The organism is Amycolatopsis sp. NPDC088138, assembly GCF_044741685.1.
Classification (GTDB): domain Bacteria; phylum Actinomycetota; class Actinomycetes; order Mycobacteriales; family Pseudonocardiaceae; genus Amycolatopsis.
This window is the reverse complement of sequence record NZ_JBIUTB010000001.1, coordinates 285,517-309,637: the sequence shown is the minus strand read 5'-3', so window position 1 is coordinate 309,637 and position 24,121 is coordinate 285,517. Positions and strand designations below refer to the sequence as shown.

General features: G+C 72.3%; 27 protein-coding genes. 15 read left to right on the top strand and 12 right to left on the bottom strand.

The genetic code is table 11. From position 1 onward, the window contains the following. A complete protein-coding gene (locus tag ACIOD2_RS01610) occupies positions 1-1,596 on the bottom strand; it encodes an ABC transporter substrate-binding protein (RefSeq protein WP_400533066.1) in 1,596 nt (531 codons plus the stop codon). Positions 1,597-1,738: 142 nt separating this feature from the next. Between ACIOD2_RS01610 and ACIOD2_RS01605 the strand changes: the two genes are divergently transcribed. The 3 genes from ACIOD2_RS01605 to ACIOD2_RS01595 all read left to right on the top strand — a co-directional run bounded on the left by ACIOD2_RS01605 (position 1,739) and on the right by ACIOD2_RS01595 (position 6,021). Beyond that, positions 1,739-2,464 (top strand): FadR/GntR family transcriptional regulator, encoded by a 726-nt coding sequence (locus tag ACIOD2_RS01605; RefSeq protein ID WP_400533064.1) that lies wholly within the window; start codon positions 1,739-1,741, stop codon positions 2,462-2,464. A gap of 261 nt (positions 2,465-2,725) precedes the next feature. Continuing rightward, entirely contained in the window at positions 2,726-4,855 is a 2,130-nt protein-coding gene (locus ACIOD2_RS01600; protein WP_400533062.1) for a hypothetical protein, read from the top strand. Between the two features lie 14 nt (positions 4,856-4,869). Continuing rightward, positions 4,870-6,021 (top strand): S8 family serine peptidase, encoded by a 1,152-nt coding sequence (locus ACIOD2_RS01595; RefSeq protein ID WP_400533061.1) that lies wholly within the window; start codon positions 4,870-4,872, stop codon positions 6,019-6,021. Positions 6,022-6,101: 80 nt separating this feature from the next. Here ACIOD2_RS01595 and ACIOD2_RS01590 read toward each other — a convergent pair whose 3' ends face one another. The 5 genes from ACIOD2_RS01590 to ACIOD2_RS01570 form a co-directional block, all read right to left on the bottom strand. Next, complete coding sequence (locus ACIOD2_RS01590) at positions 6,102-6,737, bottom strand: LuxR C-terminal-related transcriptional regulator (protein WP_400533059.1); 636 nt, start codon at positions 6,735-6,737, stop codon at positions 6,102-6,104. Between the two features lie 2 nt (positions 6,738-6,739). Beyond that, on the bottom strand, positions 6,740-7,141 hold the full coding sequence (locus ACIOD2_RS01585) for a hypothetical protein (protein ID WP_400533057.1): 402 nt from the start codon (positions 7,139-7,141) through the stop codon (positions 6,740-6,742). A gap of 47 nt (positions 7,142-7,188) precedes the next feature. Next, a complete protein-coding gene (locus ACIOD2_RS01580; RefSeq protein ID WP_400533055.1) occupies positions 7,189-8,403 on the bottom strand; it encodes a cytochrome P450 in 1,215 nt (404 codons plus the stop codon). Positions 8,404-8,566: 163 nt separating this feature from the next. Beyond that, positions 8,567-9,940 carry an aspartate aminotransferase family protein gene (locus ACIOD2_RS01575; protein WP_400533053.1) on the bottom strand — a complete coding sequence of 458 codons (1,374 nt, stop codon included), beginning with the start codon at positions 9,938-9,940 and terminating at the stop codon, positions 8,567-8,569. Positions 9,941-10,056: 116 nt separating this feature from the next. Beyond that, positions 10,057-10,551, bottom strand: a complete 495-nt coding sequence (locus ACIOD2_RS01570; protein WP_247052614.1) for an Lrp/AsnC family transcriptional regulator — start codon at positions 10,549-10,551, stop codon at positions 10,057-10,059. Between the two features lie 171 nt (positions 10,552-10,722). On the opposite strand from ACIOD2_RS01570, the gene ACIOD2_RS01565 reads away from it, so the two are divergent. Further along, a complete protein-coding gene (locus ACIOD2_RS01565; protein ID WP_400533051.1) occupies positions 10,723-12,099 on the top strand; it encodes an APC family permease in 1,377 nt (458 codons plus the stop codon). A 1-nt stretch (position 12,100) separates the two neighbouring features. Here the strand turns inward: ACIOD2_RS01565 and ACIOD2_RS01560 are convergent, their stop codons facing one another. After that, entirely contained in the window at positions 12,101-12,247 is a 147-nt protein-coding gene (locus ACIOD2_RS01560; protein WP_400533049.1) for a hypothetical protein, read from the bottom strand. A gap of 126 nt (positions 12,248-12,373) precedes the next feature. Between ACIOD2_RS01560 and ACIOD2_RS01555 the strand changes: the two genes are divergently transcribed. From ACIOD2_RS01555 to ACIOD2_RS01535, 5 genes are read left to right on the top strand one after another with little or no spacing between them, the layout of a single operon-like run. Next, a complete protein-coding gene (locus ACIOD2_RS01555; protein WP_400533047.1) occupies positions 12,374-12,847 on the top strand; it encodes a hypothetical protein in 474 nt (157 codons plus the stop codon). Then, positions 12,840-14,039: a PPE domain-containing protein gene (locus ACIOD2_RS01550; RefSeq protein WP_400533045.1), complete on the top strand. Its 1,200-nt coding sequence runs from the start codon at positions 12,840-12,842 to the stop codon at positions 14,037-14,039. Before ACIOD2_RS01555 ends, ACIOD2_RS01550 begins: the two co-directional genes overlap by 8 nt. Beyond that, positions 14,036-14,356, top strand: coding sequence for a hypothetical protein (locus ACIOD2_RS01545; RefSeq protein WP_400533043.1), 321 nt, complete (start codon positions 14,036-14,038; stop codon positions 14,354-14,356). Before ACIOD2_RS01550 ends, ACIOD2_RS01545 begins: the two co-directional genes overlap by 4 nt. Beyond that, positions 14,349-15,041 carry a hypothetical protein gene (locus ACIOD2_RS01540; RefSeq protein ID WP_400533041.1) on the top strand — a complete coding sequence of 231 codons (693 nt, stop codon included), beginning with the start codon at positions 14,349-14,351 and terminating at the stop codon, positions 15,039-15,041. The genes ACIOD2_RS01545 and ACIOD2_RS01540 overlap by 8 nt, the downstream gene beginning before the upstream one ends. After that, positions 15,038-15,589, top strand: a complete 552-nt coding sequence (locus ACIOD2_RS01535) for a hypothetical protein (RefSeq protein WP_400533039.1) — start codon at positions 15,038-15,040, stop codon at positions 15,587-15,589. The genes ACIOD2_RS01540 and ACIOD2_RS01535 overlap by 4 nt, the downstream gene beginning before the upstream one ends. Positions 15,590-15,593: 4 nt before the next feature. On the opposite strand, the gene ACIOD2_RS01530 is transcribed toward ACIOD2_RS01535, so the two are convergent. Next, entirely contained in the window at positions 15,594-16,379 is a 786-nt protein-coding gene (locus ACIOD2_RS01530) for a helix-turn-helix transcriptional regulator (RefSeq protein ID WP_400533037.1), read from the bottom strand. 48 nt (positions 16,380-16,427) lie between these two features. Here ACIOD2_RS01530 and ACIOD2_RS01525 point away from each other — a divergent pair, with 48 nt between their 5' ends. After that, complete coding sequence (locus ACIOD2_RS01525) at positions 16,428-17,201, top strand: ESX secretion-associated protein EspG (RefSeq protein ID WP_400533035.1); 774 nt, start codon at positions 16,428-16,430, stop codon at positions 17,199-17,201. 12 nt (positions 17,202-17,213) lie between these two features. Here ACIOD2_RS01525 and ACIOD2_RS01520 read toward each other — a convergent pair whose 3' ends face one another. Genes ACIOD2_RS01520 through ACIOD2_RS01505 form a run of 4 tightly spaced genes read right to left on the bottom strand, consistent with a single transcriptional unit; the run spans position 17,214 to position 19,684 of the window. Further along, a complete protein-coding gene (locus ACIOD2_RS01520) occupies positions 17,214-17,645 on the bottom strand; it encodes a hypothetical protein (protein ID WP_400533033.1) in 432 nt (143 codons plus the stop codon). Continuing rightward, complete coding sequence (locus tag ACIOD2_RS01515; protein ID WP_400533031.1) at positions 17,642-17,911, bottom strand: YbaB/EbfC family DNA-binding protein; 270 nt, start codon at positions 17,909-17,911, stop codon at positions 17,642-17,644. The genes ACIOD2_RS01520 and ACIOD2_RS01515 overlap by 4 nt, the downstream gene beginning before the upstream one ends. Further along, a complete protein-coding gene (locus ACIOD2_RS01510) occupies positions 17,908-18,948 on the bottom strand; it encodes a CHAP domain-containing protein (RefSeq protein ID WP_400533029.1) in 1,041 nt (346 codons plus the stop codon). The genes ACIOD2_RS01515 and ACIOD2_RS01510 overlap by 4 nt, the downstream gene beginning before the upstream one ends. Position 18,949: 1 nt before the next feature. Beyond that, positions 18,950-19,684, bottom strand: a complete 735-nt coding sequence (locus tag ACIOD2_RS01505; RefSeq protein ID WP_400533027.1) for a transglycosylase SLT domain-containing protein — start codon at positions 19,682-19,684, stop codon at positions 18,950-18,952. Positions 19,685-19,822: 138 nt separating this feature from the next. Here ACIOD2_RS01505 and ACIOD2_RS01500 point away from each other — a divergent pair, with 138 nt between their 5' ends. From ACIOD2_RS01500 to ACIOD2_RS01480, 5 genes are all read left to right on the top strand, one after another. Continuing rightward, on the top strand, positions 19,823-20,329 hold the full coding sequence (locus ACIOD2_RS01500; protein ID WP_400533025.1) for a L,D-transpeptidase: 507 nt from the start codon (positions 19,823-19,825) through the stop codon (positions 20,327-20,329). Between the two features lie 20 nt (positions 20,330-20,349). After that, complete coding sequence (locus ACIOD2_RS01495; protein ID WP_400533024.1) at positions 20,350-21,123, top strand: putative protein N(5)-glutamine methyltransferase; 774 nt, start codon at positions 20,350-20,352, stop codon at positions 21,121-21,123. Positions 21,124-21,290: 167 nt separating this feature from the next. Further along, the gene (locus ACIOD2_RS01490; protein ID WP_400533022.1) at positions 21,291-22,502 is read left to right on the top strand and encodes a transporter; all 1,212 of its coding nucleotides are present in this window, start codon (positions 21,291-21,293) and stop codon (positions 22,500-22,502) included. A 43-nt stretch (positions 22,503-22,545) separates the two neighbouring features. Beyond that, positions 22,546-23,028 carry an RNA polymerase sigma factor gene (locus tag ACIOD2_RS01485; RefSeq protein ID WP_400533020.1) on the top strand — a complete coding sequence of 161 codons (483 nt, stop codon included), beginning with the start codon at positions 22,546-22,548 and terminating at the stop codon, positions 23,026-23,028. Further along, positions 23,025-23,618: a methylated-DNA--[protein]-cysteine S-methyltransferase gene (locus ACIOD2_RS01480; RefSeq protein ID WP_400533018.1), complete on the top strand. Its 594-nt coding sequence runs from the start codon at positions 23,025-23,027 to the stop codon at positions 23,616-23,618. Before ACIOD2_RS01485 ends, ACIOD2_RS01480 begins: the two co-directional genes overlap by 4 nt. The last annotated feature ends 503 nt before the right edge of the window (positions 23,619-24,121 follow it).

Genomic DNA, 24,121 nt, shown 5'->3' with positions numbered 1-24,121 from the left:
TCAGGCCGGCTTGGCCTGGTTCAGGTAGATGCCCGGGTAACCCTGGGCGCGCACGCCGCTGATCGCCTTCGGGTCCCACGCGGTACCGAGCTGGGTGAACACCACCGGGTAGATGACGGCCTGCTCGGAGATCCGGTCGAGCAGCTGCTTGTTGAGCGCCGTCCGCTTGCCTTCGTCCGCCTCCGCCGCGGCCTGGTCCTGCAGGGCCAGCAGGGACTGGGCGTCCGGGCCGGTCCAGCGGGCGTACTTGGAGGTGAGGATCGACTTGGCGTCGTAGTAGTAGCGGATGAGCAGGTCCGGGTCGTTGCCGAACTGCATCGGGTTGTTGGTCGTCGCGACGACCTGGAAGTCGGTGCCCGCGTCCAGCTTGGAGAACAGCGCCTTGGTGTCCTGGGAGTCCAAGGTGGTCTGGACGCCGATCGCGTCCCAGCCCTCCTTGATCACCTTGACGCAGTCGGCGACCAGCGAGGTGTTCGTCGTCGAGAGCGTGACCTTGAGACCGCTGACGCCGGCCTGCTGCAGCAGCTGCTTCGCCTTGTCCGGGTTGTAGGCGAAGTCCTGCGACGCGGGCTGCGACGACGGCAGCTTCGGGTTGATGAACGACGTCCCCGGCGAGCCGGCGCCCTTCAGCCCGATCTCGATCATCTTCTTCTTGTCGATCGCGTAGTGCAGGGCTTGGCGGACGAGGTTGCTGTCGAACGGCGCGTGCTGGGTGTTGAAGAGCAGGAACAGGTTGTTGCCGCCGTCGGCGAACTCGACCGTCCGGCCCGCCGCGCGGAGCTGGTCGGCGTTGGCGGCCGGGATGTTCTCGACGATCTGCGCGTCCGGCTTCGCCCCGGAGATCGCGGCGACGCGCGGCGCGGAGTCCACGATGGACTTCCAGAGCATCTTGTCGTAGGCGGCCGGGCGCGGGCCGTTGTAATCGGCGAACTTCTCGAAGCTCGTGTGCGACAGCGGCGCCTGCTCGACGACCTTGTAGGGGCCGGAGCCGACGACCTTGCCCGCCGCGGCGTCGGCCCACTTGCCGTCGTAGACGTGCTTGGGGACGATCTTGCAGCACTGGATCCGCTGCAGCGCGTACGGGAACGGGAACTTGAGGACGAACTCGACCGCGCGGTCACCGGTCTTGCGCACCTCCTGCAGCCAGGTGGAGAAGAAGCTGTGGATCAGCACGTTCTCCTTGTCGTCGAGCGCCCGCGCGTAGGTGAAGACGACGTCGTCGGCGGTGACCGGCTGGCCGTCGTGCCACTTCGCGCCGTCGCGGAGCTCGAACTTCAGGCTCGTGCCGCTCGCGTCGGGCAGGGCCTTGGCCAGGCCGGGGAACGGCGCGCGGGTGATCGGATCACCCTCCACGAGGGACTCGTAGCAGTGCAGGATCGCGGCCATCGAGAAGGCGGACGCGGTCTGCAGCGGGTCCCAGGTCTGGTTGTTGCCGTAGCCGATCACGGCGGTCAAGTTGCCCGCCGAGCTGCCGGTCTTGTTGGTGGACGCGGGTCCGCCACACGCGGCGAGCACGGTGGGGAACGCCAGGGCCGCGCCGGCGAAGGTGGTGTAGCGCAGCAACTGGCGGCGGCTGAGCGACGGGCTCTGGGACATCGCTGTCTCCTGCGGGCCTCGAACGGTAGGACATGGGACGTCCTATGACCGGCGTGAGCCTAGGATGGCTTCGCGTGCCGGTCAACCCTTCTGGACGTATGACGTAGGATGTCCTCTCACGACGCATCCGGGGAGGACAGCAGTGGCCCGTCCGCAGCGCAGCGAAGAGATCACCAAGCGCATCATCGACCTGATCGTGGAACGGGAGCTCCCGCCGGGCGCGCCGATGCCGACCGAGCTGAGCCTCATGGACGACATCGGGGTCAGCCGCAACTCGATCCGCGAGGCGATCAAGGCCCTGCAGGCCCTCGGCATCGTCGAGATCCGCCACGGGTACGGCACGTTCGTCGGCTCGGCGGGTTCGGAGTCGCTGCAGACCTGGCTGCTGTTCCGCACCCGGGCCCGCGGCGCGACCGACGTCGGCCGGCTGCGCGACCTGCTGGAGGTCCGCGAAATGCTGGAGACGGAGCTGACCCGCCGCGTCGCCGTCGACCACCGGCCGGAGCTGGTCGAGCAGCTGCAGTCGTGCGTCGCCCGGATGCGCCGCAAGGGCCCGGACGCGGCGGAGGCCGACCGCGAGTTCCACGACCTGATCTGCGCGGAGGCCGGTTTCGACCTGGCCCGCGAGCTGACCGGGCTGTTCTGGGACGTCTACCGCATCGCGGAAAGCGAGCTGGGCGGCCCGGCCGGCTCCCCGACGGCGACGGCCAAGCGGCACCAGGTGATCGTCGACGCCCTCCTGCTGCGGGACGCGGACGCCGCGGCCGAGGCGGTGCACCGCCACTTCGACGAGGTCCGCAAACGCGCGAAAGCCGGACCGTACGGCGGTTTCGGCGTCGCCCGGCCGGTGCCGGTGGCCCATTCCTGAGCGCCGCGGGGGTCGACCGCTACCGGCCACTGGCCGCACCAGGTCAAGAACGCATCCGCAAACGCGCGAAGCGGGCCCATACAGCGGTTTCGGCCTCGCCCGCCCGTGCCGCGGTCCATTCCCGACCCCCGCGTGCGCGGCTTGACCTGACTCTCGGTGGTTGACCCGTTCGAGGTAACTCCCGGAAGATCGAGAACCGGGCTCAACCGTCCCCGCGTCTGGCTCGTCGTAGTGGTGATCAACCACCACATGGAGGAGCCTGTGCGAAGAACTCTTTCGGTGCTCGCGGTCGTGCTCGCCGGTCAGGCGGGCCTGACCGGGCTCGCCCCGCCCCCCGCGGGTGCGGCGACCCGCGCGTCCACCGCCACGCTCATCACCGGTGACCGCGTCACCGTCCGGACCGCTCCGGACGGCCGTGACACCTTCGAAGTCCTGCCCGCCGCGGCCAAGGGCATGGCCCGGGCACTCGTCCACCTGCGCCTCGGCGGCCATGACTACGAGATCCCCGGCACCGCCCTGCCCTATCTCGGCCGCGGGCTCGACCTGAGCCTGTTCGACGTCAAGGCGTTGCTGGCCGGCGGTCAGGTCGACACCCCGAAGCCCGATTTCGGTGCGGCGCTGGCCAAACAGTTCAAGGAGGACAACGCCCGCGGCCACTTCGGCGGCCAAGGGCTCTTCGCCGGCGGAGCAAGCTACGCGCTCAATGGCGCGAAGCGGCCGAAAGCGCAGCCGCGGTCGGTGATGCGCACGGTTTCCGTGGACGCCAAGGACATCGGCGGAAAGCCCGCCGACACCGGGATCGCGTTCCTCTACAACACCGACGACGGCAACGTCCTCGATCCCAATGAGAACTACAACTACTTCACCGGGGGTACGGCGAAGTTCAGCGCGCCGGACGGGAACTACAGCGCGCTCGGCGTCTTCTGGACCGCCGACGCCGACGGCAACCCGACCGAACTGCGCTTCAGCGCGCAGCCCGAGTTCGCGGTCAAGGCCGACACCACCGTCCGCGTCGACGCGAAGCGCGCCACCAGCAAGCTGACCTGGGTGACCCCGCGGCCCGCGCTGCTCGACGACACCGGGTTCCTGTTCCGCCGGGCGGCGAAGACCGGGCCGGCGCTGCTCGTCGACTTCGACGCCGGTCCCGGCGTGCCGATTTCCGTTTCCCCGACGGCGAAACCCGTCACGACCGGCGCGCTGCAGACGTACCCGTACAGCAGGCTCGTGTCCCCGCCCGGCCCCGGCACGCCGTACGAATACGTGCTGCAGAAGGCGAGCGTCGGCACGATTCCGCAGCAGCGGTACGTGATCACGGCGAAGGACGTCGCCGCGGTCGACGCCACCTACTACAGCGAGTACGCCTCGGCCGGCCTGCGGCAGCGCAGCGGCATGTTCGCCTTCGAGGACAGCAGCGGGCGGCCGTCGCACCCGCTCGACCTGCCGCGGCGGCAGACCGAGTACGTCTCGGCCGCGCCGGACCTCGTCTGGTTCGGCGGGGTCTCGAAGTACGTCCTGCCCGGGCCGTTCCCCGGCTGGGCGGGCGGCCAGTACGAGGCGTTCCACGGCTACCAGGGCGGCACGGCCGTCACCGAAGGCTGGAACCGCTTCCCGCTGCACCCGGCCGGCGCCGTCGCCCTGGAGCCGCTCGACCACGCGACGGTCTACACCCAGCCGGGCGCGACGCGGGCCGGTGACCTGCTGCGGTTCTCGATCACGCCGTTCAGCGACAACGAACCCGGTCACACCGGGTTCGGCTTCTACGGCGAGTCCCGCGACACGATCACCGGGCACTACACGCTGACCCAGGACGGCACGACCGTCGCCGAGGGCAGCCCGGTGGGCGCGACCGCGCTCGACCTCGAGCAGGAGGTCGGCGCCGGGCCGTCGACGCTGGGGCTGACGATCGACGCGGGCCGCACCGGCCCGATGTACCACCAGAGCACGGCCACCCACACCGAGTGGACGTGGCGGTCGCAGCACGTCGAGGGCGCGACGCTTCCGCAGGCGCTGTACTGCACGCGCGGGGCGGACGGGCCGGACCGGTCCTGCGCGGTCGAGCCGTTGCTCACGCTGGGGTACGCGGTCGGCGGGCTCCGGCCGGACGGCTCCACCGCGTCCGGACCGCAGGGGCTCGACCTCACCGTCGGGCACCTGCAGCTGAGCGCCGCGAGCGCGATCACGGGGGCGACCGTGCAGTACTCGACCGACGGCACGACCTGGCAGGACGCGGCCGTCACGGCCCGCGGGAACGGGGTCTACCACGCGGACTTCGCCGCGACCACGGACACCTTCCGCGGCACGGACGTCTCGCTGCGGGTCACCGCGTCCGACGCCGCCGGAGCGACCATCGCGGAGACGATCACCGATGCCTACCACGTCTACGCGTCCTGAGGGGAGTGTCCACTATGTACATCAGAAAACTCGGTGTGCTGATTGCCGTGTGCGCGGCGGCGATCGCACTGGCTCCGGCCGCGTCCGCCGCGCCCACACCACGCGCGGCCTGTCCCGACGCGGGGCCGGGCGCCCTGCGCTGCCTCACCACGTTCACGCCGGGCGCCACGCGTGCTGTGGCCGACGGCCCGGCCGGCTGGGGTGCCGACGACCTGGCCTCGGCCTACCGGCTGCCCACGACCGCCGGGCCCGGCACGGTCGTCGGCATCTCGATCGCCTACGACGCGCCCAACCTGGAGGCCGACCTCGCCACCTACCGGGCGCAGTACGGCCTGCCGCCGTGCACCACGGCGAACGGCTGCTTCCGGAAGGTGAACCAGCAGGGCGCCCCGACGCCGTTGCCGGCGGCCGACTTCGGCTGGGCCATCGAGTCCACTTTGGACGTCTCCATGGTGTCGGCGGCGTGCCCGTCGTGCCGGATCGTCGTCGTGGAGGGCGACACACCCGGGTTCGCCGACCTCGCCGAGACCGAGGACACCGCCGTCCGGCTGGGTGCGAAGGTGGTGTCGAACAGCTACGGCTCGCGGGAAGGCGGTGCGCAGCTGGCGTTCGCGAGCCACTACCGGCACGCGGGCGTGACGGTGGTGGCGTCCTCGGGCGACTCCGGGTTCACGGCGGCGAGCTACCCCGCGGCGCTGGCGACGACCGTCGCGGTCGGCGGGACGTCGCTGGCCAGGAACCCGGACTCGCCGCGTGGCTGGGAAGAACAGGCGTGGGCCTACGGCGGCAGCGGCTGCTCGGCCTACATCGCGAAACCGAAGTGGCAGAAGGACACCCACTGCGGCAAGCGGACGGTCGCGGACGTCTCGGCGGTCGCCGACGGCCTGGCGATCTACAACACGGACGCGGGCGGCTGGCTCCCGGTGAACGGCACCAGCGCGTCGGCGCCGTTCGTCGCCGGGCTGTACGGCCGGTCCGGCCGCGCCGGGGTCGCGCAGCCGGCTGACCTCTACGCGCGGGCGGCCCAGTTCACCGACGTCACGTCGGGGAACAACGACCCGGTGGGCGGCGGCGCGAAGTGCGGCGGCGACTACCTGTGCGTGGCCGGCCCGGGTTACGACGCCCCCACGGGCGTCGGCGTCCCGAACGGCCTCGGCGGGTTCTGACGAAAGCCATGAGGGGCACCTTCATGGCTTTTAACGCCATGAAGGTGCCCCTCACGGCAGAGTCGGCAGAATCGGCAGGGTCAGCGGCAGAGCCCGCGTTCGATCGCCAGCAGGCCGGCCTCGGTCCGGTGCGCGCAGCCGAGCTTCCGCACGACCTGCGCGACGAGGGCCCGCACCACCGGCCCCGGCAGCTCGAGGCGCGTCCCGATCTCGACGTTCGTCAGGGCGGAGCCGATGCCGACCAGCACCTCCCGCTCGCGCTCCGACAGCAGGTCCACCCGGGCCAGGCGCTCGTCGCGAGGGCCGGACAAGCGTGTCGCCGCGGAAACCAGTCGGCGGGAGGCGTCCGGGGAGAGCACCACGTGACCGTCGGCCGCCAGCCGGACCACCTTGATCAGCTCGTTGCGGCGGGCCGACCGCAGCAGGAACCCCGCCGCGCCGTCCCGCAACGCGCGCAGGATCCCCGCCTCGGAGTCGAACGTGGCCAGCACGACCACCGCCGGGCGCCGGGACACCGGATCCAGCGGCGCGAGGCGCGGGTCCAGCAGCACCACGTCGGGCAGCCGCCGCCGGAGGGTGGCCTGGGTCGCCGTCGCGTCGCCGACCGAGCCGACCACCTCGATGCCGTCCGCCTCGCCGAGGATCCCGCTCAGGCGGTCCCGCACGCCGGGGTCGCGCTCGGCCACCAGGACCCGGACCGGCGGCGGTGGGAGCATCCTCAGTCCTCGGGCTTGTCTTTGGGCCGCAGGCGGATCAGCGGCAGGTCGGTGCGCGACGCGCCGACCAGGTCGCGCCCGCCGGGGCCCTTGAGCCGCAGCTCGCGGAACCGCACGGACGACAGCTGCGCGGCTTCGATCGGGTACACGTCACCGTAGCGCTTGATCTTGTCGACCAGCTCCTTGCCGAGCAGCTCGACGAGCCCGTTGTGCCGGCTCGCCCCGCCGCCCAGCGGCACGTCGAGCTGGCGGCGCACCTCCGGGAACCGCTGGTCGAGCTCCACCGCGAGCTGGTGGATCGTCACGTAGGCGGGCCCGAAGTCCCCGGCGTCCGGTCCCGGCGGAATCTCCTTCAGCACCTTGACGAGCTTGTCGTCCATCGCGAGCGTGTCCCACAGCGCCATGCTGCCCTGTCTTTCCGGTGATGTAACGGCGTCGAAGCCGCTTCGGTCTACCAGAGGACCGGCACGCGGTCCACTCCCCCGGTGACACGATTCACCCGGACCTCGAGTTCGTCGACGCCGACGGCCAGCCGCAGACCGGGGAACCGGCGGAACAGCGACCCGAACACCACCCGCAGCTCGGTGCGGGCGAGGCTGGCGCCGATGCAGAACCAGCCGCCGTAGGCGAACGCGACGTGCCCGTTCGGCTTGCGGTCCGGGTCGAACGTCGCGGCGTCGGGGAACACCGACTCGTCGCGGTTGGCGGCCCCGATCGACAGCACCATGGCGTCGCCGCGGGCGATCGCGACGCCGCCGAGGTCGACGTCGTCGTGCGCGTACCGCAGGAGGCCGAGGCCACCCGGCGCCGACATCCGGAGGATCTCCTCGACCACACCGTGGACGCGGCCGTCCGGGTCGGCGACCAGGGCGTCACGCCGCGCGAGGTCGGTGAGCAGGAACAACACGCCGAGGTCGATCCGGTTGGACGTCGTCTCGTGGCCGGCGAACAGCAGGCCGGCGGCGAGCCGGGCGAGGTCGTCGTCGCTGAACGTCGGGTCCTCGGCCTGGGCGCGGACCATGTCCGACACGACGTCCTGGGCCGGATTCCGCCGTTTCGCCGCGGCGAGCCGGCCCATGTACTCGGCGAACTCGTCGAGCGCGGCGTCGGCGCCGGACCCGATGTCCGTGCGGCCCATCCGGTCCGAGAGCACCCGGAACTTGCCGCGGTCCTCGTACGGGACGCCGAGCAGCTCGCAGATCACCAGCACGGGCAGCGGGAACGAGAGGACTTCGTGCAGGTCGACCGGTTCTCCGGGGTGCTCGGCGCGAGCGCGGTCCATCGCGTCGAAGCAGCCGTCGGCCAGCTCCTGGACGTGGCCGGCCAGCCGCCGCATCCGGTTGGCGGAGAACGACGGGACCAGCATCTTCCGCATCCGGGCGTGCTCGGCGTGCTCGGTGTCGTGGTCACCCTGCGGCCGGCTGAGGATCGCCGCGTCCGATAGCGAGGACGCCTCTTCCGGCGCCGGGTGCGACCGGCCGAACCGCGGGTCCGAGAGCACGGCCCGCACCTGGTCGAACCCGGTGACGAGCCACGCCGGGTCACCCACCGGCGTCGTCACCCGCACCACCGGCCCCTGGCGCCGCAGCACGTCGTAGAGCGGGGCGATCTCCAGGACGTTCGGCCGCGCGAACGGCAGGCGCGGGGTGTCCGTGGTCGCGGTCATCGAGGATCCTCCCGGGTGCGCGGCCGACGGCACGGACGGACGGGCCGGTGACGGCCGCTCCCCCGGTCCCAAGATCCACGGTACCCAGCCGGGCGGGCGACGCGCAGATTCGTTGCCCGTCCGGGCTAACCGCCTCGCACGAACGCGACTTTTCCGGCAGCGCCTAGAGCAGCTTCCAGGCCTGGGTCAGGGTGTCGCGCAGGATCTGCTCCATCTCGTCGAACTGGCGCTGGTCGCAGATCAGCGGCGGCGACAGCTGCACGACCGGCTCGGCGCGGTCGTCCGCGCGGCAGTACAGTCCCGCTTCGAACAGCGCGTCGGACAGAAAACCGCGCAGCACGCGCTCGGATTCGGTGGCGCTGAAGGTCTCCTTGGTCGCCTTGTCCTTGACCAGCTCGATGCCGTAGAAGAACCCCGCGCCGCGGACGTCGCCCACGATCGGCAGATCGGTCAGCTTGTCCAAAGTGGACCGGAACGCGGACTCGTTCGCCAGCACGTGGCCGTAGAGGTCCTCCCGCTCCATCAGGTCGAGGTTGGCCAGCGCCACCGCGCAGGACACCGGGTGCCCGCCGTAGGTCGAGCCGTGCATGAACGTCGTGGCGCCGCGGGTGAACGGGTCCATCAGCCGCTCGCTCGCGAGCACCGCGCCCAGCGGCGCGTACCCGGACGTCAGGCCCTTCGCGATGGTGATGATGTCCGGCTGGTAGCCGTAGCGCTTGGCGGCGAAATCGTACCCGACCCGGCCGAACGCGCAGATCACCTCGTCCGACACCAGGAGCACGTCGTGCTTGTCGCAGATCTCACGCACGCGCTCGAAGTAGCCGGGCGGCGGGACGAAGCAGCCGCCGGTGTTCTGCACCGGCTCGAGGAACACCGCGGCGACGGTGTCCGCGCCCTCGAACTCGATGGCCTGCTCGATCTGGTCGGCGGCCCAGCGGCCGTAGGCGGCGTAGTCGTCGGCGTGCTCGGTGGCGCGGTAGAAGTTCGTGTTGGGCACGCGCATCGTGCTCGGCACCAGCGGCTCGAAGTCGGCCTTCGCGCCGGGGATGCCGGTGATCGACAGCGCGCCCTGCGACGTCCCGTGGTAGGCCAGCGCGCGACTGATCACCTTGTGCTTGGTGGGTTTCCCGACGAGCTTGAAGTACTGCTTGGCGAGCTTCCAGGCCGTCTCGACCGACTCGCCGCCGCTCACCGTGAAGAACACGCGGTCGAGATCGCCGGGTGACGCGGCGGCCAGCCGCTCGGCCAGCTCGATCGCCGACGGGTGCGCGTGGCCCCACAGCGGGAAGTACGCGAGCTGCTTCGTCTGGCGCGCGGCGGCTTCGGCGAGCTCCTCACGGCCGTGGCCGACCTGGACCGCGAACAGGCCGGCCAGCCCGTCGAGGTAGCGCTTCCCGCGGGCGTCCCAGATGTAGGGGCCCTCGCCGCGCACGATCACCGGGACGTCGGCCTCGTCGAAGGCGGAGTGGCGGGTGAAGTGCATCCAGAGGTTGCTGCGGGCGGAGCGGGCGAGGTCCGCGGCGGCTGTGGTCGTCATGGCTCGGTTATCGCACGCGCCGTCGCCGTTACGCAAGCGATCCAGTCGCCGAAACAATCGTTAACAACTAATTCATGGCCGCTTGTCGATCAGTGCTTCGGATTTAGTCGTCACGGTCAGCGAGTGCCCCACTGGTAGGTCTGCTTACGCAGCTTGAGGTAGACCATCGCCTCCGCGTGCCGGACGCCCGGCAGCGCGCGGATCCGGGTGGAGATCAGCTCGAGCAGCGCCTCGTCGTCGGCGCACACCGCCTCGCAGAGCACGTCGTAGCGCCCGGCACAGAGGATCACGTAGGCGATTTCGTCCATTTCGGCCAGTGCGTCGCCGACGGGCTCGAGTGGACCGTCCACGGTGATCGCGATCATCGCCTGCCGGAACAGCCCGACCTGCAAGGGATCCGAGACGGCGACGATCTGGATGACGCCGGAGTCCGACAGCCGCTGCACCCGCTGGCGCACCGCGGCCTCGGACAGGCCGACGGCCTTGCCGATCGTCGCGTACGCGCGCCGGCCGTCCTCCTGCAGTTGCGCGATGATCTGCCGCGAGATGTCGTCGAGCACCGGCGGCGCCGGCCGGCTGGGGATGTCCTGGCTGCTCACGCCCGGGATCATCCCTGACGCGGGCGACCGCAGGCAAACGCGGCGAATCGATCACGCATGGTCACCGAATGCGAAGGTGACACCGGCTCGCGGCAACGGATTTAGTCGTCTTTGTGGCGTTGACAACACCGAAACACTTGCTGTTCCATCCGTCGCACCTTGCCCCGGCCGGAGGGAACGCCGATGCCCCGCACCCCAGCCCCGCCCGAGGCCGCCACGGCCACCGCACCCGCCGGACCCCGCACGCTGACCCGCTCCATCGGCGTCGGCGGCGGCACCCTGCTCACGCTCAGCTGCGTGACGCCGGCGTCCTCGCTGTTCGTCCTCGTGCCGCCGCTGTTCGGCGAACTCGGCACCGGCACCGCGCTCACGATCACCCTCGCCGTGCTGCTCTGCGTCGGCGTCGCCTTCTGCTATTCCGAGCTGGGCACGCTGGTTCCCAGCGCGGGCGGCGAATACGCGATGGTCACCACGGTCGCGAACCGGTTCGCCGGCTGGATGACGTTCATGCTGTCGTTCGTCGTCATCCTCGTCGTCCCGCCGATCATCGCCATCGGCGTCTCGGACTACCTCGCCGCGGTCGTCGACATCAACCCGTCGGTGGCCGGTGCGATCGTGATGCTCGCCGCGACCGTGATGGGCCTGCTGAACCTGCGCTCCAACGCCTGGATCACCGGGATCTTCCTGGTCATCGAACTGGTCGCGATCTTCGTCGTGTCGCTGCTGGCCTTCACGCACACCTCACAGAGCCCCGCCGTGCTGGTCAAGCCGACGCTCGGCAGCGGTGGCGCGATCGGGCTGATCGCGGTGATCGCCGGGCTCGCCGTCGCGCTGTTCGTCGTGCAGGGCTTCAGCACCGCCGTCTACCTCGCCGAGGAGATGCGCGAGCCGCGCAGGACGGTCGCGCGGACGGTGTTCTGGACGCTCGGCATCAGCGCGCTGGTCATCCTGGTGCCGGTCGTCGCGATCACCCTCGCCGTGCCGGACGCCGCGTCGCTCGCCGGGCTCGACCTGACCGCGCTGGTCGTCGGCTGGAGCAGCACCGCCGTCGGCGCCGCGGTCAGCCTCTGCATCGCGGCGGCGATCGTCAACGCCGTGATCGTCATGGTCATCCAGAACTCGCGGGTGCTGTTCTCCTCGGCCCGCGACCGGGCGTGGCCGGAACCGGTCAACCGCGCGATGAGCACGGTCGGGCGCCGCTACGGGTCGCCGTGGGTGGCGACGCTGGTGACCGGGCTGTCCGAGGCCGTCCTGTGCTTCGTGCCGGTGGACACGCTGAACGGCGTCACCGGGGTCGCCGTCGTCGCGCTCTACCTCAGCGTCGCGGCCGCCGCGCTCGGCGCCCGCCGGGCCGCGCACCGGAAGCCGCACGTCTGGCGGATGCCGGCGTGGCCGGTCGTGCCGGTGCTCGCCGTCGCCGCGCTGCTCTACATCCTGGTCGAGCAGAGTGCCCTCGACCTGGGCATCACGGCCGGCGTGCTGCTGGTGTCGGCGCTGTACTGGTGGGGCTACCTGCGCCGACGTCCCGGGCGGTGGGTCGTGACGGTGCCGCAGGAGTAGGTCACGGCTTCGGGCCGCCCCGCAGGAACCGGATGCCGACGACGATCACGGCCAGCAGGCCGATGACGGCGACCCCCACCCAGATCCAGCCCGGCAGGCTGCCGGTGTCCACAGTGACGGCGGCGGTCAGGGCGCGGTGCGGGATCATTCGGACATCCTGCCCTATCCGGTTCGTGCAGTGTTCGTGTCCACCTGTGCAGCGGTGGGGGTGTCGCTGGTCTCCGCGCCGGGCATTGGTCAAGATGGACGCCTGGGTGGCGAGGGAAGGACCTCCATGGCGACAGTGCGCGACGAGGCCGACGCGCGGCGGCAGCTGCGCGCGGAGCACCAGCGGGAGCAGCAGGAAGGGCACGGACCCCGGGAGAAGGCCTCGGGCGTCGACCGGCCGACGGATGGCGGTTCGGCCGCGCTCGTGGCCGACGGCGGTGACGTGATCGCGCTGGACTACGCCGAGATCGCGGCCGCACAGAAGGCCCTCGACGACCGGTACCAGGAGGTCGCGCGCTACCTCGACAGCGCCCGCGACCTGGGCACCCCGCTGGCCGACGGCAAGGGTCCCGTCTCGCACTGGATGCGCGCGTCGTTCGGGCTGCGCGGTGGCGCCGAGGCCGGCGGCGTCCAGACGGCGCTGCAGTCCTACCTGACCGAGCTGGCCTCGCTTCGGCAGGCGCTCGACACCGTCGCCGCGACCCACCAGCGCAACGACGAACAGGCCGCCGAGACGCTCGCGGGGGCCCAGGATGCCTGAGTTCCACTCCACGCACCACGAGCCGACCAAGCGCGAAAAGGCCAAAGCGCGGCGCGTCCGCCGTGAGAAGGCCGTCAACAACCGCGAGGACACGTTCGGGCGGATCAACTGGGACAGCTACGACCACCGCGAGCTGTGGGACATGGTGCAGTCGGCCGAGCCGCCGAAGCTCGGGGAACAGGCGCACCGCTGGGCCGAGCTCGCCGAGGGCGTCGGCAACGCCACCGAGGACGTCCACGCCGTGGTGCAGAAGCTGCTGCTGTCGTGGCGCGGGCCGTCCGCCGCGCAGGCCGCGGATTCGGTGCAGCGGCTGACGGGCTGGGCGTCGACGGCGGGCGAGAACGCCCGGCACATCGGCGACGGCCTCGACACCTACACCTCGGCGATCGGCGAGGCCCAGAAGAAGATGCCGGAACCGGTGCACTACTGGGCCGAGCGGTGGTTCAAGGAGGGCTACGCGGTCAAGCGGCTCGACGGGCCCGAGGGCACGTACATGCTGGACCAGCTGCTCGACGACAAGCTCCCGACGAAGAAGCAGGCCGACGACGCCAAGGCCGAAGCCGTCCGGGTGATGGAGCAGTACGAGGGCGCGAGCCACGACGTGCGCCACCGCCTCCCGCCCGCGTTCGACGCGGCGCCGCAGGTGAGCGCCGTCGACGGGGACCCGGTGGTGCCGCGCGTGCCGCCGTCTCATTCTCCTTCTCCGACGCCTTCGCCGTCGCCCACTCCCTCGCCGTCTCCGTCTCCCGGGCCCGGCTCCTCGCCCGACTCGCCCGACGATGCGACGACCACCGCGGGCGTGCTGCCGGGCACGCTCACGGGCTCTGGGCCCGGCCTGGCCGCACTGTCCGGCCTGCCTGGCCTGTCCGGTTTGCCCGGGGCCGACGGGGTGATCGGCGCGGGCGGGTACGGCGCAGGTTCCGTCCCCGGCTTCGCGGGCATGCCGGGCGGCACCGGAGCCCTCGGCGAAGGCGCGGGGACGGGCGCGGGCCGTTTCGGCACCGGAACGTCCGGCTTCGGCCCGGGCGCGAGCGGAACCCGCGGCGCGGCGGGCGGCTACGGCATGTACCCGCCGGGCAACCAGGGCGGCGCGCGGGGCGAGGAGGACACCGAGCACCGCGACAAGTACGCCGACGGCTACGACCTCCTGGACGACCTGCCCCCGGCCTATCCCCCGGTGTTCGGCGAATGACCGGCTTCCACGCCGACCTGGCGGCCCTCGAGGCCCTGGCCCGCCGTCTGGAGGAGACGGCCGACGACTTCGCGGCGGCCTCGGCCGACGTGGAATCGGCCACGAGCGGCGACCTGGGCCCACCGGCGGTGACGGCAGCACTCACGTCGCTGACCGGCGAGTGGTCCGGAAGGATACGAGCCGTGCGGACGGACTACGCGGCAGCGGCGGACAGCGTCCGCGCGGCGGCGAAGGCCTACGGCGGTTCGGACACGAGCGCGGCGGAGGCGCTCGGCACGATCGCGGACACACCGAGCACCGGCCCGGCCGATGGCTGAGTTCCGGGGTCTCGGTTTCGACCCCGTCCCCGGCAGCGCGGAGGCCGTCGCCGATGCGGCGCGTGGTTGCGTCGCGGCCGCCGCCAAGCTCGGCGAAGCACCAACGCCCGGCGAGATCCCCGAGTGGGCCGGACGGTCCGCGCAGGCCCTGGCCGACCGCGCCGGACGCACCCGCGCCGGCCTCGCCGCCGTGCCCGAAGCGCTCCGCAAAACCGCCGCCGTGCTCGACGACTGGGCCGGCGTCCTCGCCGATCACCGTCGGCAGGCCGAGGACCTCGACACCCGGGCCGTCACCGCCCGGCGCGCGGTCGTCGGCGCACAGGACGACGTCGAACGCGCCGAGACGACCGTCCAGTTTTCCCCTGGCACACAAGGAGAACTGACCGAGGCTCGCGCGAGCCTTACGACGGCACAACGAGAACTCGACCGCCTCCTGGACCAGGCCCGTGACCTCGAACGCCTCCACAGCACCGAGGCGGCCCGCGTCGCCGAGCGGCTACGGGCCCTCGGCGACGGCGGCCCGCTGCCCACCGCACCGGATTTCCGAAGCCTGGCAACCCATCTCGGCACCTTCTCCCAAGCCGGGCGCGACCTCGGCGTGACCGTCGCGCGGACCCCGGTCGCGCCGGTCACCCCGCCCTCCGGCGCCGTCGGCGCGTTCACCGCGGCTCTGGGTGGCCGGTGAAACTGCCCGCGGTACCGGGGATCAGCCCGGTGAGCCTGGCTTCGGTCGAGCGCACGACCGCCGAGCTGCACGCGCTCATGGTGCGCCTGCGCGGCCCCGACGCCGCTCGCGACCTCGGCCTGGAAGCGGCCGCCGTGCAGTCCGCCGAGATCGCCCACGAGCAGCGGGCCGGCCTGCTCGCGCTGGTCGAGCACCGCGACGCCGACCCGGCCCTGCTCATCGCCGGGGTGGTCCCGGTCGACGGCCCGCTCGACGAGACGGCCGCCGCGGACCTCGGCCACTTCGTCGCCGACAAGACCCCGGGCATCCGCGAGGTCAGCAGTGCCCGCACCGGCCGCGGCTACCCGGTGGTGATCGTCGAGCGGATCGGCTTGTCGGGCGCGCAGCTGCAGGCTGTCGTGCTCGACCCGGACCGTCCGCGTGCGGCGGTGTTCACCCTGCACTCCCCCGGCGGCCGCGGCTGGCTGGAGGTCGCGGGGCTGGCCGGGACGCTCGTCGCGGGCGTCGACCTGACTCCCGCGGAACCCCGCGCGGCGGCGAGGCACTGATGCGTCAGCCCCGCAACGCCTGCTCCCGGAACTCGCGCGGCGTCCGGCCGGTCGCCCGGCGGAACGTCCGCGAGAAGTGCGGCGCGCTGACGAACCCGCAGTCGCGGGCGATCTCCGCGATGCCCCGGCCCGCTTTCGCCGGATCGGTCAGCAGGGTCTTGGCCCGCTCGATCCGCAGTCCTTTCAGCCGTTCCGAGACGCCTTGGCCGTCGTCGAACAGCTGGTACAGCCGCCGTCGCGAGATGTACAGCGCTTCGGCGATCTTGTCGGCGCTCAGCGACTGCTCACCCAGGTGCGCCCGCATGTACTCGAGCGCTTCGCGCCTTCGCGTCGCCAGCGCGTCAACGCGGTCCAGCTCGACGCGCAACGCGCTGCGCAGCACCAGCTCGGCGAGGCCGAGCAGGTGGTGGGCCAGGCCGTGCGGGTCCAGCCGCGGCCCCGCGGCCAGGACGTGCGCGACCGCGCCGGCGAACAGCGACCGCAGCGGCGCGTCCACCTCGACCGGCCGGAACATCAGCGGCCGCAGCTCGGCGAACGAGATCGACAGCTTCGCCGCCGCGACGGTCAGCATCACCACACCGGACGGCTGCAGGTGCAGGGTCGCGTCGGCGAACGTCAGCTTGGCACCGGATTCGGCGACCGCCCGCGGGACCGGGCAGCGCAGCAGCAGCTGGACGCTCTCGGGCGCGGCCGGACCGCCGAGGATGGCCGCGCGGGCGGCCGCGGCACCGGAAGCACGGACGACGAGGTACCCGGTCGCGGGTACGTCGACTGAGTGCGGCTCGGCCATCGGCACCATCGTGCCCGACGGCGGCCGCATCCCACGGGAAGGGGGACCATGGCGCGGCGTACCGCGACGGCGTCGGGAGTGATCCTGTCGCATCTGGAATTCGATCTCCTCTGGGAGGACCTGGGGCCGGGCGGGCCGCCGCCGTACCCGTTCGACGTGCCGGCGCACGGCGCCACCCACGCCGAGCGCGACGACCTGGGCGTGCGCGTGTTCGCCGGGCTCACCGAGGCCGGGCTCACCGACGGCGACGACGTCGACCCGGCGCTGGCGGACCTGTTCGTGCTGCTGGGGGCGCCCGCGCTGAGCGTGGACGCGCTGGTGCTCGGCGAGGCGCCGTGGCGGCTGCTCGCCGCCGTCCAGGGCCCGGCCGGGGTGCTGGCCGTGCTGGACGAGCGGGACCTGGTGCTGGAACCGCTGCGCGCCACCGACCTCGTGCCCGCGGTGACGCGCATGCTCGGCACGCAGCCGCCGGGCCCGGGTGACCAGCTGCGGCTGCCGCGAGCGGCGTACGCGGCGGCGATGGACGCCCACGCGCAGGCCGGGTACGACGCGTTCGAGCGGGCGCTGGGCGCGGCCGGGATCACCGGCCGCGCCGTCCGCCCGCTGGCGACCCTGGTCACGGCCGAGCGGTACGCCGCCGGCCAGCTGGCCGCGACCGGCCCGGCGGGCCGCACCCCGGTGCTCGCCTGGTTCGACACGGCGGCGGGCCGCTACGCCGTGACACCGGAGAACGTCGGCGGCGAACCGTGGGTGATGGTGACCCCGGCCGACGACGCCTGGCTGGCCGACCGCGTCACCCGCCTGACCGACGACGCCCGGTAGCGCGTCCCCGGCTCAGGTGGCCCAGGTCGCCGGGGTGAACGAGTCGTCGTCGGGCGCCGGCCGCGCGGCCCGGACGGGCCGGGTTTCCGGTCCCCAGGCCTGACGGTCGTGCGGTTCCGGCTCGGCGGCCCGCACCGGCCGTGTCTCCGGTCCCCACACCCGCTCGGGCAGCAGCTCCCCCAGCACTTCCCGTCCCTGCCGCAGCGCGTCGGCCGCGGCCTCCGCCGCCAGCCGTTTCACCAGACTCGCCAGCTCCACCGGCGAGCGGTTCAACGCCCACCGCTCGAACCGCAGCTCCACCAGCGCGCCGTGCAGGTCGACCACCAGCGCGACGCCGTCCGCGGCCGCCGACGCGCGGATCAGCGCCAGCCGGCCGCCGTATCCCGGGTCCGGCGCGGCGAACGCGTCGTCGGCCAGCTCCGCGGCCGTCCGCTCGGGGTTCACTGGGCCCGCCAGCTTCCGGGGGTCGTCTCTTCCGCCGCCGGGTCCGGCGCGGCGAACCCGAGCGCGTCCAGGTCACCGGCCTCCAGGGTGTGCCACAGCGACGCCGTGGCGCGGGCCGACGCGGCCGCGGTGAGCAGCAGGATCCGGCGCGCCAGCTCGTCCGGCTCGAGCCGCAGCGCCGACACCTCGAGCGTCAGCTCCTGCAGCGCGCCGCCGGGCGCGACCTCCACGGCGACCGTCCGGTCGGCGGCTTTTCCGGTGATCACGGGTGGACCCCTCCGTAGAACGTCGACGACGAGAGCGTGTGCGTGTTCCGGCGGACGGCGTCCCCGGAGTTGCCCTCGATCATCGTGACCTTGTCACCGTCGACCTTCTCGACGATGCCGATGTGCGTGCTCGTCGACGTGTTCTGCGGGCCGGTGCCGAAGATCAGCACGTCACCCGGGCGCGCGTCGTGCAGCGAGTTCTTGCCGTACGCGTGCCCGTTCTCCTGGCCCCAGTGGTAGACGTCGCCGCTGAAGGGCAGGACCGGGATCTTCACGCCGGCCTTGCGCCACATCGCCGTCGCGAACGACGAGCACCACGCGGCGGTCGGCCCGTACGGGTTCTTGTTGCTGCCCGGCGGGTTCTCGCGGACGCCGATCTGCATGCGCGCCGCGTGCACGACGTCCTTGCCCTTCGCCGACGCCTTGCCCGTGCCGCTGCCGTGCGGCTTCTTCACGTGCGCGGCCTCGGTTTTGGCGACGGTCTTGTCCATCACGCCGTCGTGCGTCAGGTCCTTCCGCAACGCTTGCAGCTTCTTCGCCGCCGCCTTGAGCTCGGCGTCGACGTGCCGCAGCGTGGACGCCGACTGCCGCGTGTAGTGCGGCGCGAGGTCGGCGGCGTGCCCGACGGCCCGCATCAGCGCGGCCTGCGTCCCGGCGGACGTGCCGGCGTCGAGGACCTGCTTGGCCTTGGCGGTGTACTCCGTGACGAGCCGCTGCACGGCCGTGTGCCCGGCGTCCACAGTGGACGCCACGTGCGCGACGATCTTCTCGGCCGCCGCGCCCGCGGTGCCGGTGACCTTCAGCTCCTTGGTCAGCTGCGCGCTGGTGTGCTTGAAGCCGTCGGAACCGTGGCCGTCCCAGTGGCCCAGGACGGTGGTGCTTTCCTTGTGGTAGGCGGCGTGCTGGTCGTCCAAGGACGCCGCCACCCGGTTGAGGGCGTATTCGGCGCGGACGGCGTCTTCGGCCTTGCCGGCGAGCTTGTTGCGGTGCGCGATGAGGTCCTGCGCGAAGGAGTGCGCGAGCGCGGTGGTGTCCATGTCAGCTCCGTCGGGCGTGGTCGTCGAGGGCGGCGGCGGTGGCCGTCTCGTGGTCGCGGTAGGACCCGGCGGCCTTCTGCGCGGCGGTGGCCAGGCCGGTGGCGTGCGTGCCGACGCCCTTGACCTGCTTCTGCAGGGCCAGCCCGAAGCCGGCGAGCGCGTCGGCGAACCCCGACTCCTTGCCGATCTTGCCGAAGCTGTCCCCGGCGATGTCCCGGACGTCGCCGAGGTGCCCGCCCGCGCCGCCGAGCGCGTCGGCGACACCGTGGGTGCGCTTGACGTAGGCGTGCAGCACCGCGTCGTCGACGCGAAGCGCGCCACTCGGCGTGCTTCCGGACTGCGCGTGGGACGGCTTGCCGTGGTGCTTCGTGACGTCCTGGGCGGCCTTGCGCGCCGCGGTCAGGTGGTCCTTGTAGGCACCGTTCGTGTACGTCGACCAGGGCGTGAAGTCGTGCCCGTCGCTCGAGATGTCCTTCGCGACCCGGGCGTTGGTGTCCGGGTTGAACAGGGCGTCGTTCGACTTCAGGTGGTACTCGTTGCGCCGGTCCGGGCCGAGCGCACCCAGCATGTTGATCTGCCAGAGGCCGTAGGAGTTGTCCGGCGGGGTCGCGTTGTGCGCGGTCGTGCGCCCGCCGGACTCGGCCAGCGCGACGGCGACCGCGGTGGTCAGGCCCTGGCCGCGGAACCCGGCGTCGTAGGCGTGCCGGGCGATCTGCTCGGCGCTCAGCTTGGTCATGGTTCGACCTTGACCGCCCGGGTACCCGCCGCGGTAGCCACGCTGCACGCAGGGACACGCCGGTTGCACACCCGGCTCAACCTTCGGGGCCCTTCACCCGTACTGGTCTGCGGACGCACGACAACGAGGAGACGACGGATGCGCAGCACGCGGGTGGTGGCCCTGCTGGGGTTCCTGCTGGTCACGGCGGCCTGCGCCGCGCCGAGGGAGACGACGCCCAGCCTGATCGCGGAGCCCTCGACGCTGCCGCCGACCACGTCGGCGACGCCCACGCCGACCACCACGCCGCCGCCGGCACCGCCTTGCGACGTCAAGACCGGCGCGTGCGTGAGCCTGTCGCAGCACCTGGCCTGGCTGCTGCGCGACGGCCAGGTGGTGCGCGGCCCGGTCCCGGCCGGGTTCGGCCCGCCGGACCAGGCGACGCCGGCCGGGTCGTTCCACGTCGTCTGGAAGGACCGCGACCACCACAGCAGCATCTACGGCACGAACATGCCCAACTCGGTGTTCTTCGCCGCCGGCGGCATCGCGTTCCACGCCGGGCCCCTGGACGCGCCGTCCCACGGCTGCGTGCACCTGTCCGACGCCGACTCGGCGGCGTTCTTCGACGGCCTCGGCGTCGGCGACGCGGTGCAGGTCCAGGCCTGAGTGCCGGGGTACGGTGACCCGTGCCCGACACCCTCCACGCCGACGTCGTCCTGAAGCTGCGCGCCGCCGGCTGCGTGTTCGCCGAAGACGAGGCGGACCTGCTGCTCGCCGCCGCGACCACGGCAGCCGAGCTCGACGAGCTGGTCGAGCGCCGCGTCGCGGGCCTCCCCCTGGAGCACCTGCTCGGCTGGGCGGAGTTCCACGGCCTGCGGATCACCGTGGCGCCCGGGGTGTTCGTGCCGCGGCGCCGCACGGAGTTCCTGGTCGACGTCGCCGTCTCGCTGTCCCCGCCCGGCCCGGTCGTGCTCGACCTGTGCTGCGGGTCCGGCGCGCTCGGGGCCGCGTTCGCCGCCGCGCTTCGCCCGGCCGAACTGCACGCGGCCGACGTCGAGCCGGCGGCCGTCGAGTGCGCCCGCGTGAACGTGCCCGGCGAGGTGTACCTGGGTGACCTCTACGACGCCCTGCCGGATTCGCTGCGCGGCCGTGTCGACGTGCTGCTGGCCAACCTGCCGTACGTGCCGTCGGAGGCCGTCGCGACCATGCCGCCGGAGGCGCGGCTGCACGAACCGCTGTCCGCGCTCGACGGCGGCGCGGACGGGCTCGACCTCGCCCGGCGGGTCGCCGCGGGCGCTCCGGACTGGCTCGCTCCGGGCGGCGTGCTGCTGATCGAATCGAGTGAACGGCAGGCTCCGGTCGCCGGGGAAATCTTCGCCGCGGCCGGACTGTCACCGCGGGTGCACAATTCCGCGGAACTGGGTGCCACCGTCGTGAGCGGAACCGCCTCGAACGTGTGATTGCCTCATGGGGCAACACTTTCCGTTCACTCCTTCGTCGGAGTGACCCCGCCGATCGGGCTGCGCTAGCGTGACAGCCCTTGTCCGTGAATCGATTTCCGGATCGGCAGAAATGGGGAGTAATGCCTTTTCGAAGAAGGCTCGGTGGCGCGCTCGGAATCGTGGCGGTGCTGTTTTCGATCATTCCGGGTATCGCACACGCGGCGCCCGACCGGTCGGTCGGCGTTTTCCGCGCCGTCCCCGCGGCCGCCGCGCCACAGGCCCAGCAGCTCTCTGGCCTCGACCAGAACGTCCCGGCACCTGTGACGTTCGACGAGTGCCACAAGGACATCAAGAACGGCTACTGGACGAAGAACCGGTTCGCCAGCTGCACCATCACGGACATGACCTACCAGCGTTACGCCTGTCCCGAGGCGGGCTGCGCGGTCATCGGCACGGCCTGGGCGCGGGTCATTTCGACCAGCAACCTCCTGCCGGCGCAACGGCGCCTCGAAGTCGCCACCCGGATGGTCGGCTGGTCGCTGACCGGCGTGGTCACGGACGCGATGAGGTTCGGTGTCTCGATGAGCTGCGGCCCGCGCTACACGACCGGCACCGCCCACTGCGACGACGCGAGCGCGCAGGTGCTCAAGAGCGTCGCGGACTGGCGGGCGCAGTCCGACGAGACGCACGTGTTCACCATGGAGGGCACGGATCCGGCGTCCCCCGCCGATGCGCCGTCGGTGCAGGCGGAACAGCGCACCTGGTACGTCGGCGAGCGGCACCTGGTCGCCGAGGAGACCGGTGCCCGGACGACGCTCGTGACCGGCGCGCACAGTGCGTACCTCCGCTGCGACGTCGCCCGCCTGCTGGACCCGGCGTACGCGGCGGGCAGCGACTGCGCGTTCGGGTTCCAGCCGCTCTACGTCCTGGACAACTCGGCGACGTCCGGCTTCACGGCGTCGGCCACGCTGGTCCGGAACGCGATGAACAGCTTCTCGAGCACCTATCCCGGCCTCCGGCAGGGCCACTTCGTCCCGGGCAACCCCGGCTACCAGGGCACCGGCTCGAGCCGGACGTACCCGGTCACGCGGCTGCACTACGACACGGCGGCCCAGGCGGCGCACCGCACGACCGCCGAGCTGGCCTGCACCCAGCGCTGGGGCCCGGGCTACGCGACCCGGCCGGACGGGCTGGTCAACGCCTGCGCGGTCTACCCGTTCGACACGACCTACGACGGCGCGACGCTGCCCACACCGGGCGTCGACCGCGGCGCGTCCTACGCGGTCCAGCCGGTGCTGAGCGGCGACTACCAGGCGCTGCTGGCGAACGTCCGGCAGTTCCTCGTCGCGAACCACCTGCTCGACGGGGACGGCTACTGGGTCTACCCGTACGCGTGACAAACTCGATCTCACGTTTCGGCGTCCAGGGCGTCTACTAGGTGTGATCGTGAAACCGTTCGAGCAAGTCGTGGCCGAGCACGGGCCGATGGTCCTCCGGGTCTGCCGGGCCGTGCTCGGCCCCGCCGACGCCGAAGACGCCTGGTCGGAGACCTTCCTCTCGGCGCTTAAGGCGTACCCCGAGCTGCCCGAGGGCGCCAACGTCCAGGCGTGGCTCGTCACGATCGCGCACCGCAAGGCCATCGACGTCACCCGTGCCCAAGCACGCGGCCCGGTCCCGGTCGGCGAAGTCCCGGACCGGCCCGGCCGCGCCGAGGAATGGGACGGCGACCTGTGGAACGCGCTGGCGAAGCTGCCGGACAAGCAGCGCGCCGCCGTCGCCTACCACTACCTCGCCGGACTGCCCTACCGCGAAATCGCGGAGATCACCGGGGGCACCACGGACGCCGCCCGCCGGGCGGCCGCCGACGGCGTCAAGGCCCTGCGGGCCACCTACCCCGTGAGCTTGGAAGGAGCGCACTCATGACGGACATCTTCGCGTCGCTTCCGGTGACCTACGAACTCAACCCGGACCACCTGCACGAGCGCCTGGTCGCCGACGCGGAACGCGAGGGGCTGCTGGACCTCGCCTACCGCACCGTCGACTCCCCGGTCGGCCCCCTGCTGCTGGCCGCAACGGACCGCGGCCTGGTCAAGGTGGCCTTCGACCGCCAGGACCACGACGCGGTCCTGGCCGACCTGGCCTCGACGATCAGCCCCCGCATCCTCCGAGCCCCGGCCCGCCTCGACCCGGTGGCCCGCCAGCTGGACGAGTACTTCACGAGCGGCCGCCGCGCGTTCGACGTCCCCCTGGACTTCCGCCTGGCCCGCGGCTTCCGGCTCTCGGTACTGGAGCACCTCCCGGACATCGGCTACGGCCACACGGAAAGCTACGCCCAGGTGGCCGCGGCCGCAGGAAGCCCGAAGGCGGTTCGAGCAGTAGGCACGGCGTGCGCCCTGAACCCACTCCCGGTGGTGGTCCCCTGCCACCGAGTGGTCCGCTCGGACGGCTCGTTCGGCCAATACGCCGGCGGTGAAGAGGCCAAGCGAACCCTGCTGACGATGGAAGCGGCCTGAGTTCCGGGCCGGTCCTCGCGAGTGACGCCCCCCCATCACGCGAGTCCCGGCCCCGATCACGCAAGTCCCGCCGCGGATCGGGGATCCGGCACCGGCCACCAGCGTCCCACCCCGGGTCCCGGCCTCAACCACCCGAGCCCCGGATCGCAGGTTCCGGTCCCAACCATCCAAGCCCGACCCGGATCGCGGGTTCCGGTCCCGGCCACCCGAGCCCACCCCAGATCGCGAGACCCGGCCCCGGTCACACGAGCCCACCCCAGATCGCGGGTTCCAACCCCAACACCCGAGCCCACCCCAGATCGCGGGTCTCGGCCCCAACCACACGAGCCCACCCCAGATCGCGGGTTCCAACCCCAACACCCGAGCCCACCCCAGATCGCGGGTCCCGGCCCCAACCACACGAGCCCACCCCAGATCGCGAGACCCGGCCCCAACCACACGAGCCCACCCCAGGTCGCGAGCCCCACTCCGGATCGCGAGTCCGGCCCCGGTCACCCGAGTCC

Coding starts and splice junctions, on each gene's coding strand:
- ACIOD2_RS01590 (WP_400533059.1), bottom strand. CDS start 6,737: ATGCTCCCACCGCCGCCGGTCCGGGTCCTGGTGGCCGAGCGCGACCCC.
- ACIOD2_RS01500 (WP_400533025.1), top strand. CDS start 19,823: ATGCGCAGCACGCGGGTGGTGGCCCTGCTGGGGTTCCTGCTGGTCACG.
- ACIOD2_RS01545 (WP_400533043.1), top strand. CDS start 14,036: ATGACCGGCTTCCACGCCGACCTGGCGGCCCTCGAGGCCCTGGCCCGC.
- ACIOD2_RS01585 (WP_400533057.1), bottom strand. CDS start 7,141: ATGGCGCTGTGGGACACGCTCGCGATGGACGACAAGCTCGTCAAGGTG.
- ACIOD2_RS01580 (WP_400533055.1), bottom strand. CDS start 8,403: ATGACCGCGACCACGGACACCCCGCGCCTGCCGTTCGCGCGGCCGAAC.
- ACIOD2_RS01510 (WP_400533029.1), bottom strand. CDS start 18,948: ATGGACACCACCGCGCTCGCGCACTCCTTCGCGCAGGACCTCATCGCG.
- ACIOD2_RS01525 (WP_400533035.1), top strand. CDS start 16,428: ATGGCGCGGCGTACCGCGACGGCGTCGGGAGTGATCCTGTCGCATCTG.
- ACIOD2_RS01555 (WP_400533047.1), top strand. CDS start 12,374: ATGGCGACAGTGCGCGACGAGGCCGACGCGCGGCGGCAGCTGCGCGCG.
- ACIOD2_RS01610 (WP_400533066.1), bottom strand. CDS start 1,596: ATGTCCCAGAGCCCGTCGCTCAGCCGCCGCCAGTTGCTGCGCTACACC.
- ACIOD2_RS01595 (WP_400533061.1), top strand. CDS start 4,870: ATGTACATCAGAAAACTCGGTGTGCTGATTGCCGTGTGCGCGGCGGCG.
- ACIOD2_RS01550 (WP_400533045.1), top strand. CDS start 12,840: ATGCCTGAGTTCCACTCCACGCACCACGAGCCGACCAAGCGCGAAAAG.
- ACIOD2_RS01480 (WP_400533018.1), top strand. CDS start 23,025: ATGACGGACATCTTCGCGTCGCTTCCGGTGACCTACGAACTCAACCCG.
- ACIOD2_RS01540 (WP_400533041.1), top strand. CDS start 14,349: ATGGCTGAGTTCCGGGGTCTCGGTTTCGACCCCGTCCCCGGCAGCGCG.
- ACIOD2_RS01505 (WP_400533027.1), bottom strand. CDS start 19,684: ATGACCAAGCTGAGCGCCGAGCAGATCGCCCGGCACGCCTACGACGCC.
- ACIOD2_RS01530 (WP_400533037.1), bottom strand. CDS start 16,379: ATGGCCGAGCCGCACTCAGTCGACGTACCCGCGACCGGGTACCTCGTC.
- ACIOD2_RS01570 (WP_247052614.1), bottom strand. CDS start 10,551: ATGATCCCGGGCGTGAGCAGCCAGGACATCCCCAGCCGGCCGGCGCCG.
- ACIOD2_RS01575 (WP_400533053.1), bottom strand. CDS start 9,940: ATGACGACCACAGCCGCCGCGGACCTCGCCCGCTCCGCCCGCAGCAAC.
- ACIOD2_RS01560 (WP_400533049.1), bottom strand. CDS start 12,247: ATGATCCCGCACCGCGCCCTGACCGCCGCCGTCACTGTGGACACCGGC.
- ACIOD2_RS01565 (WP_400533051.1), top strand. CDS start 10,723: ATGCCCCGCACCCCAGCCCCGCCCGAGGCCGCCACGGCCACCGCACCC.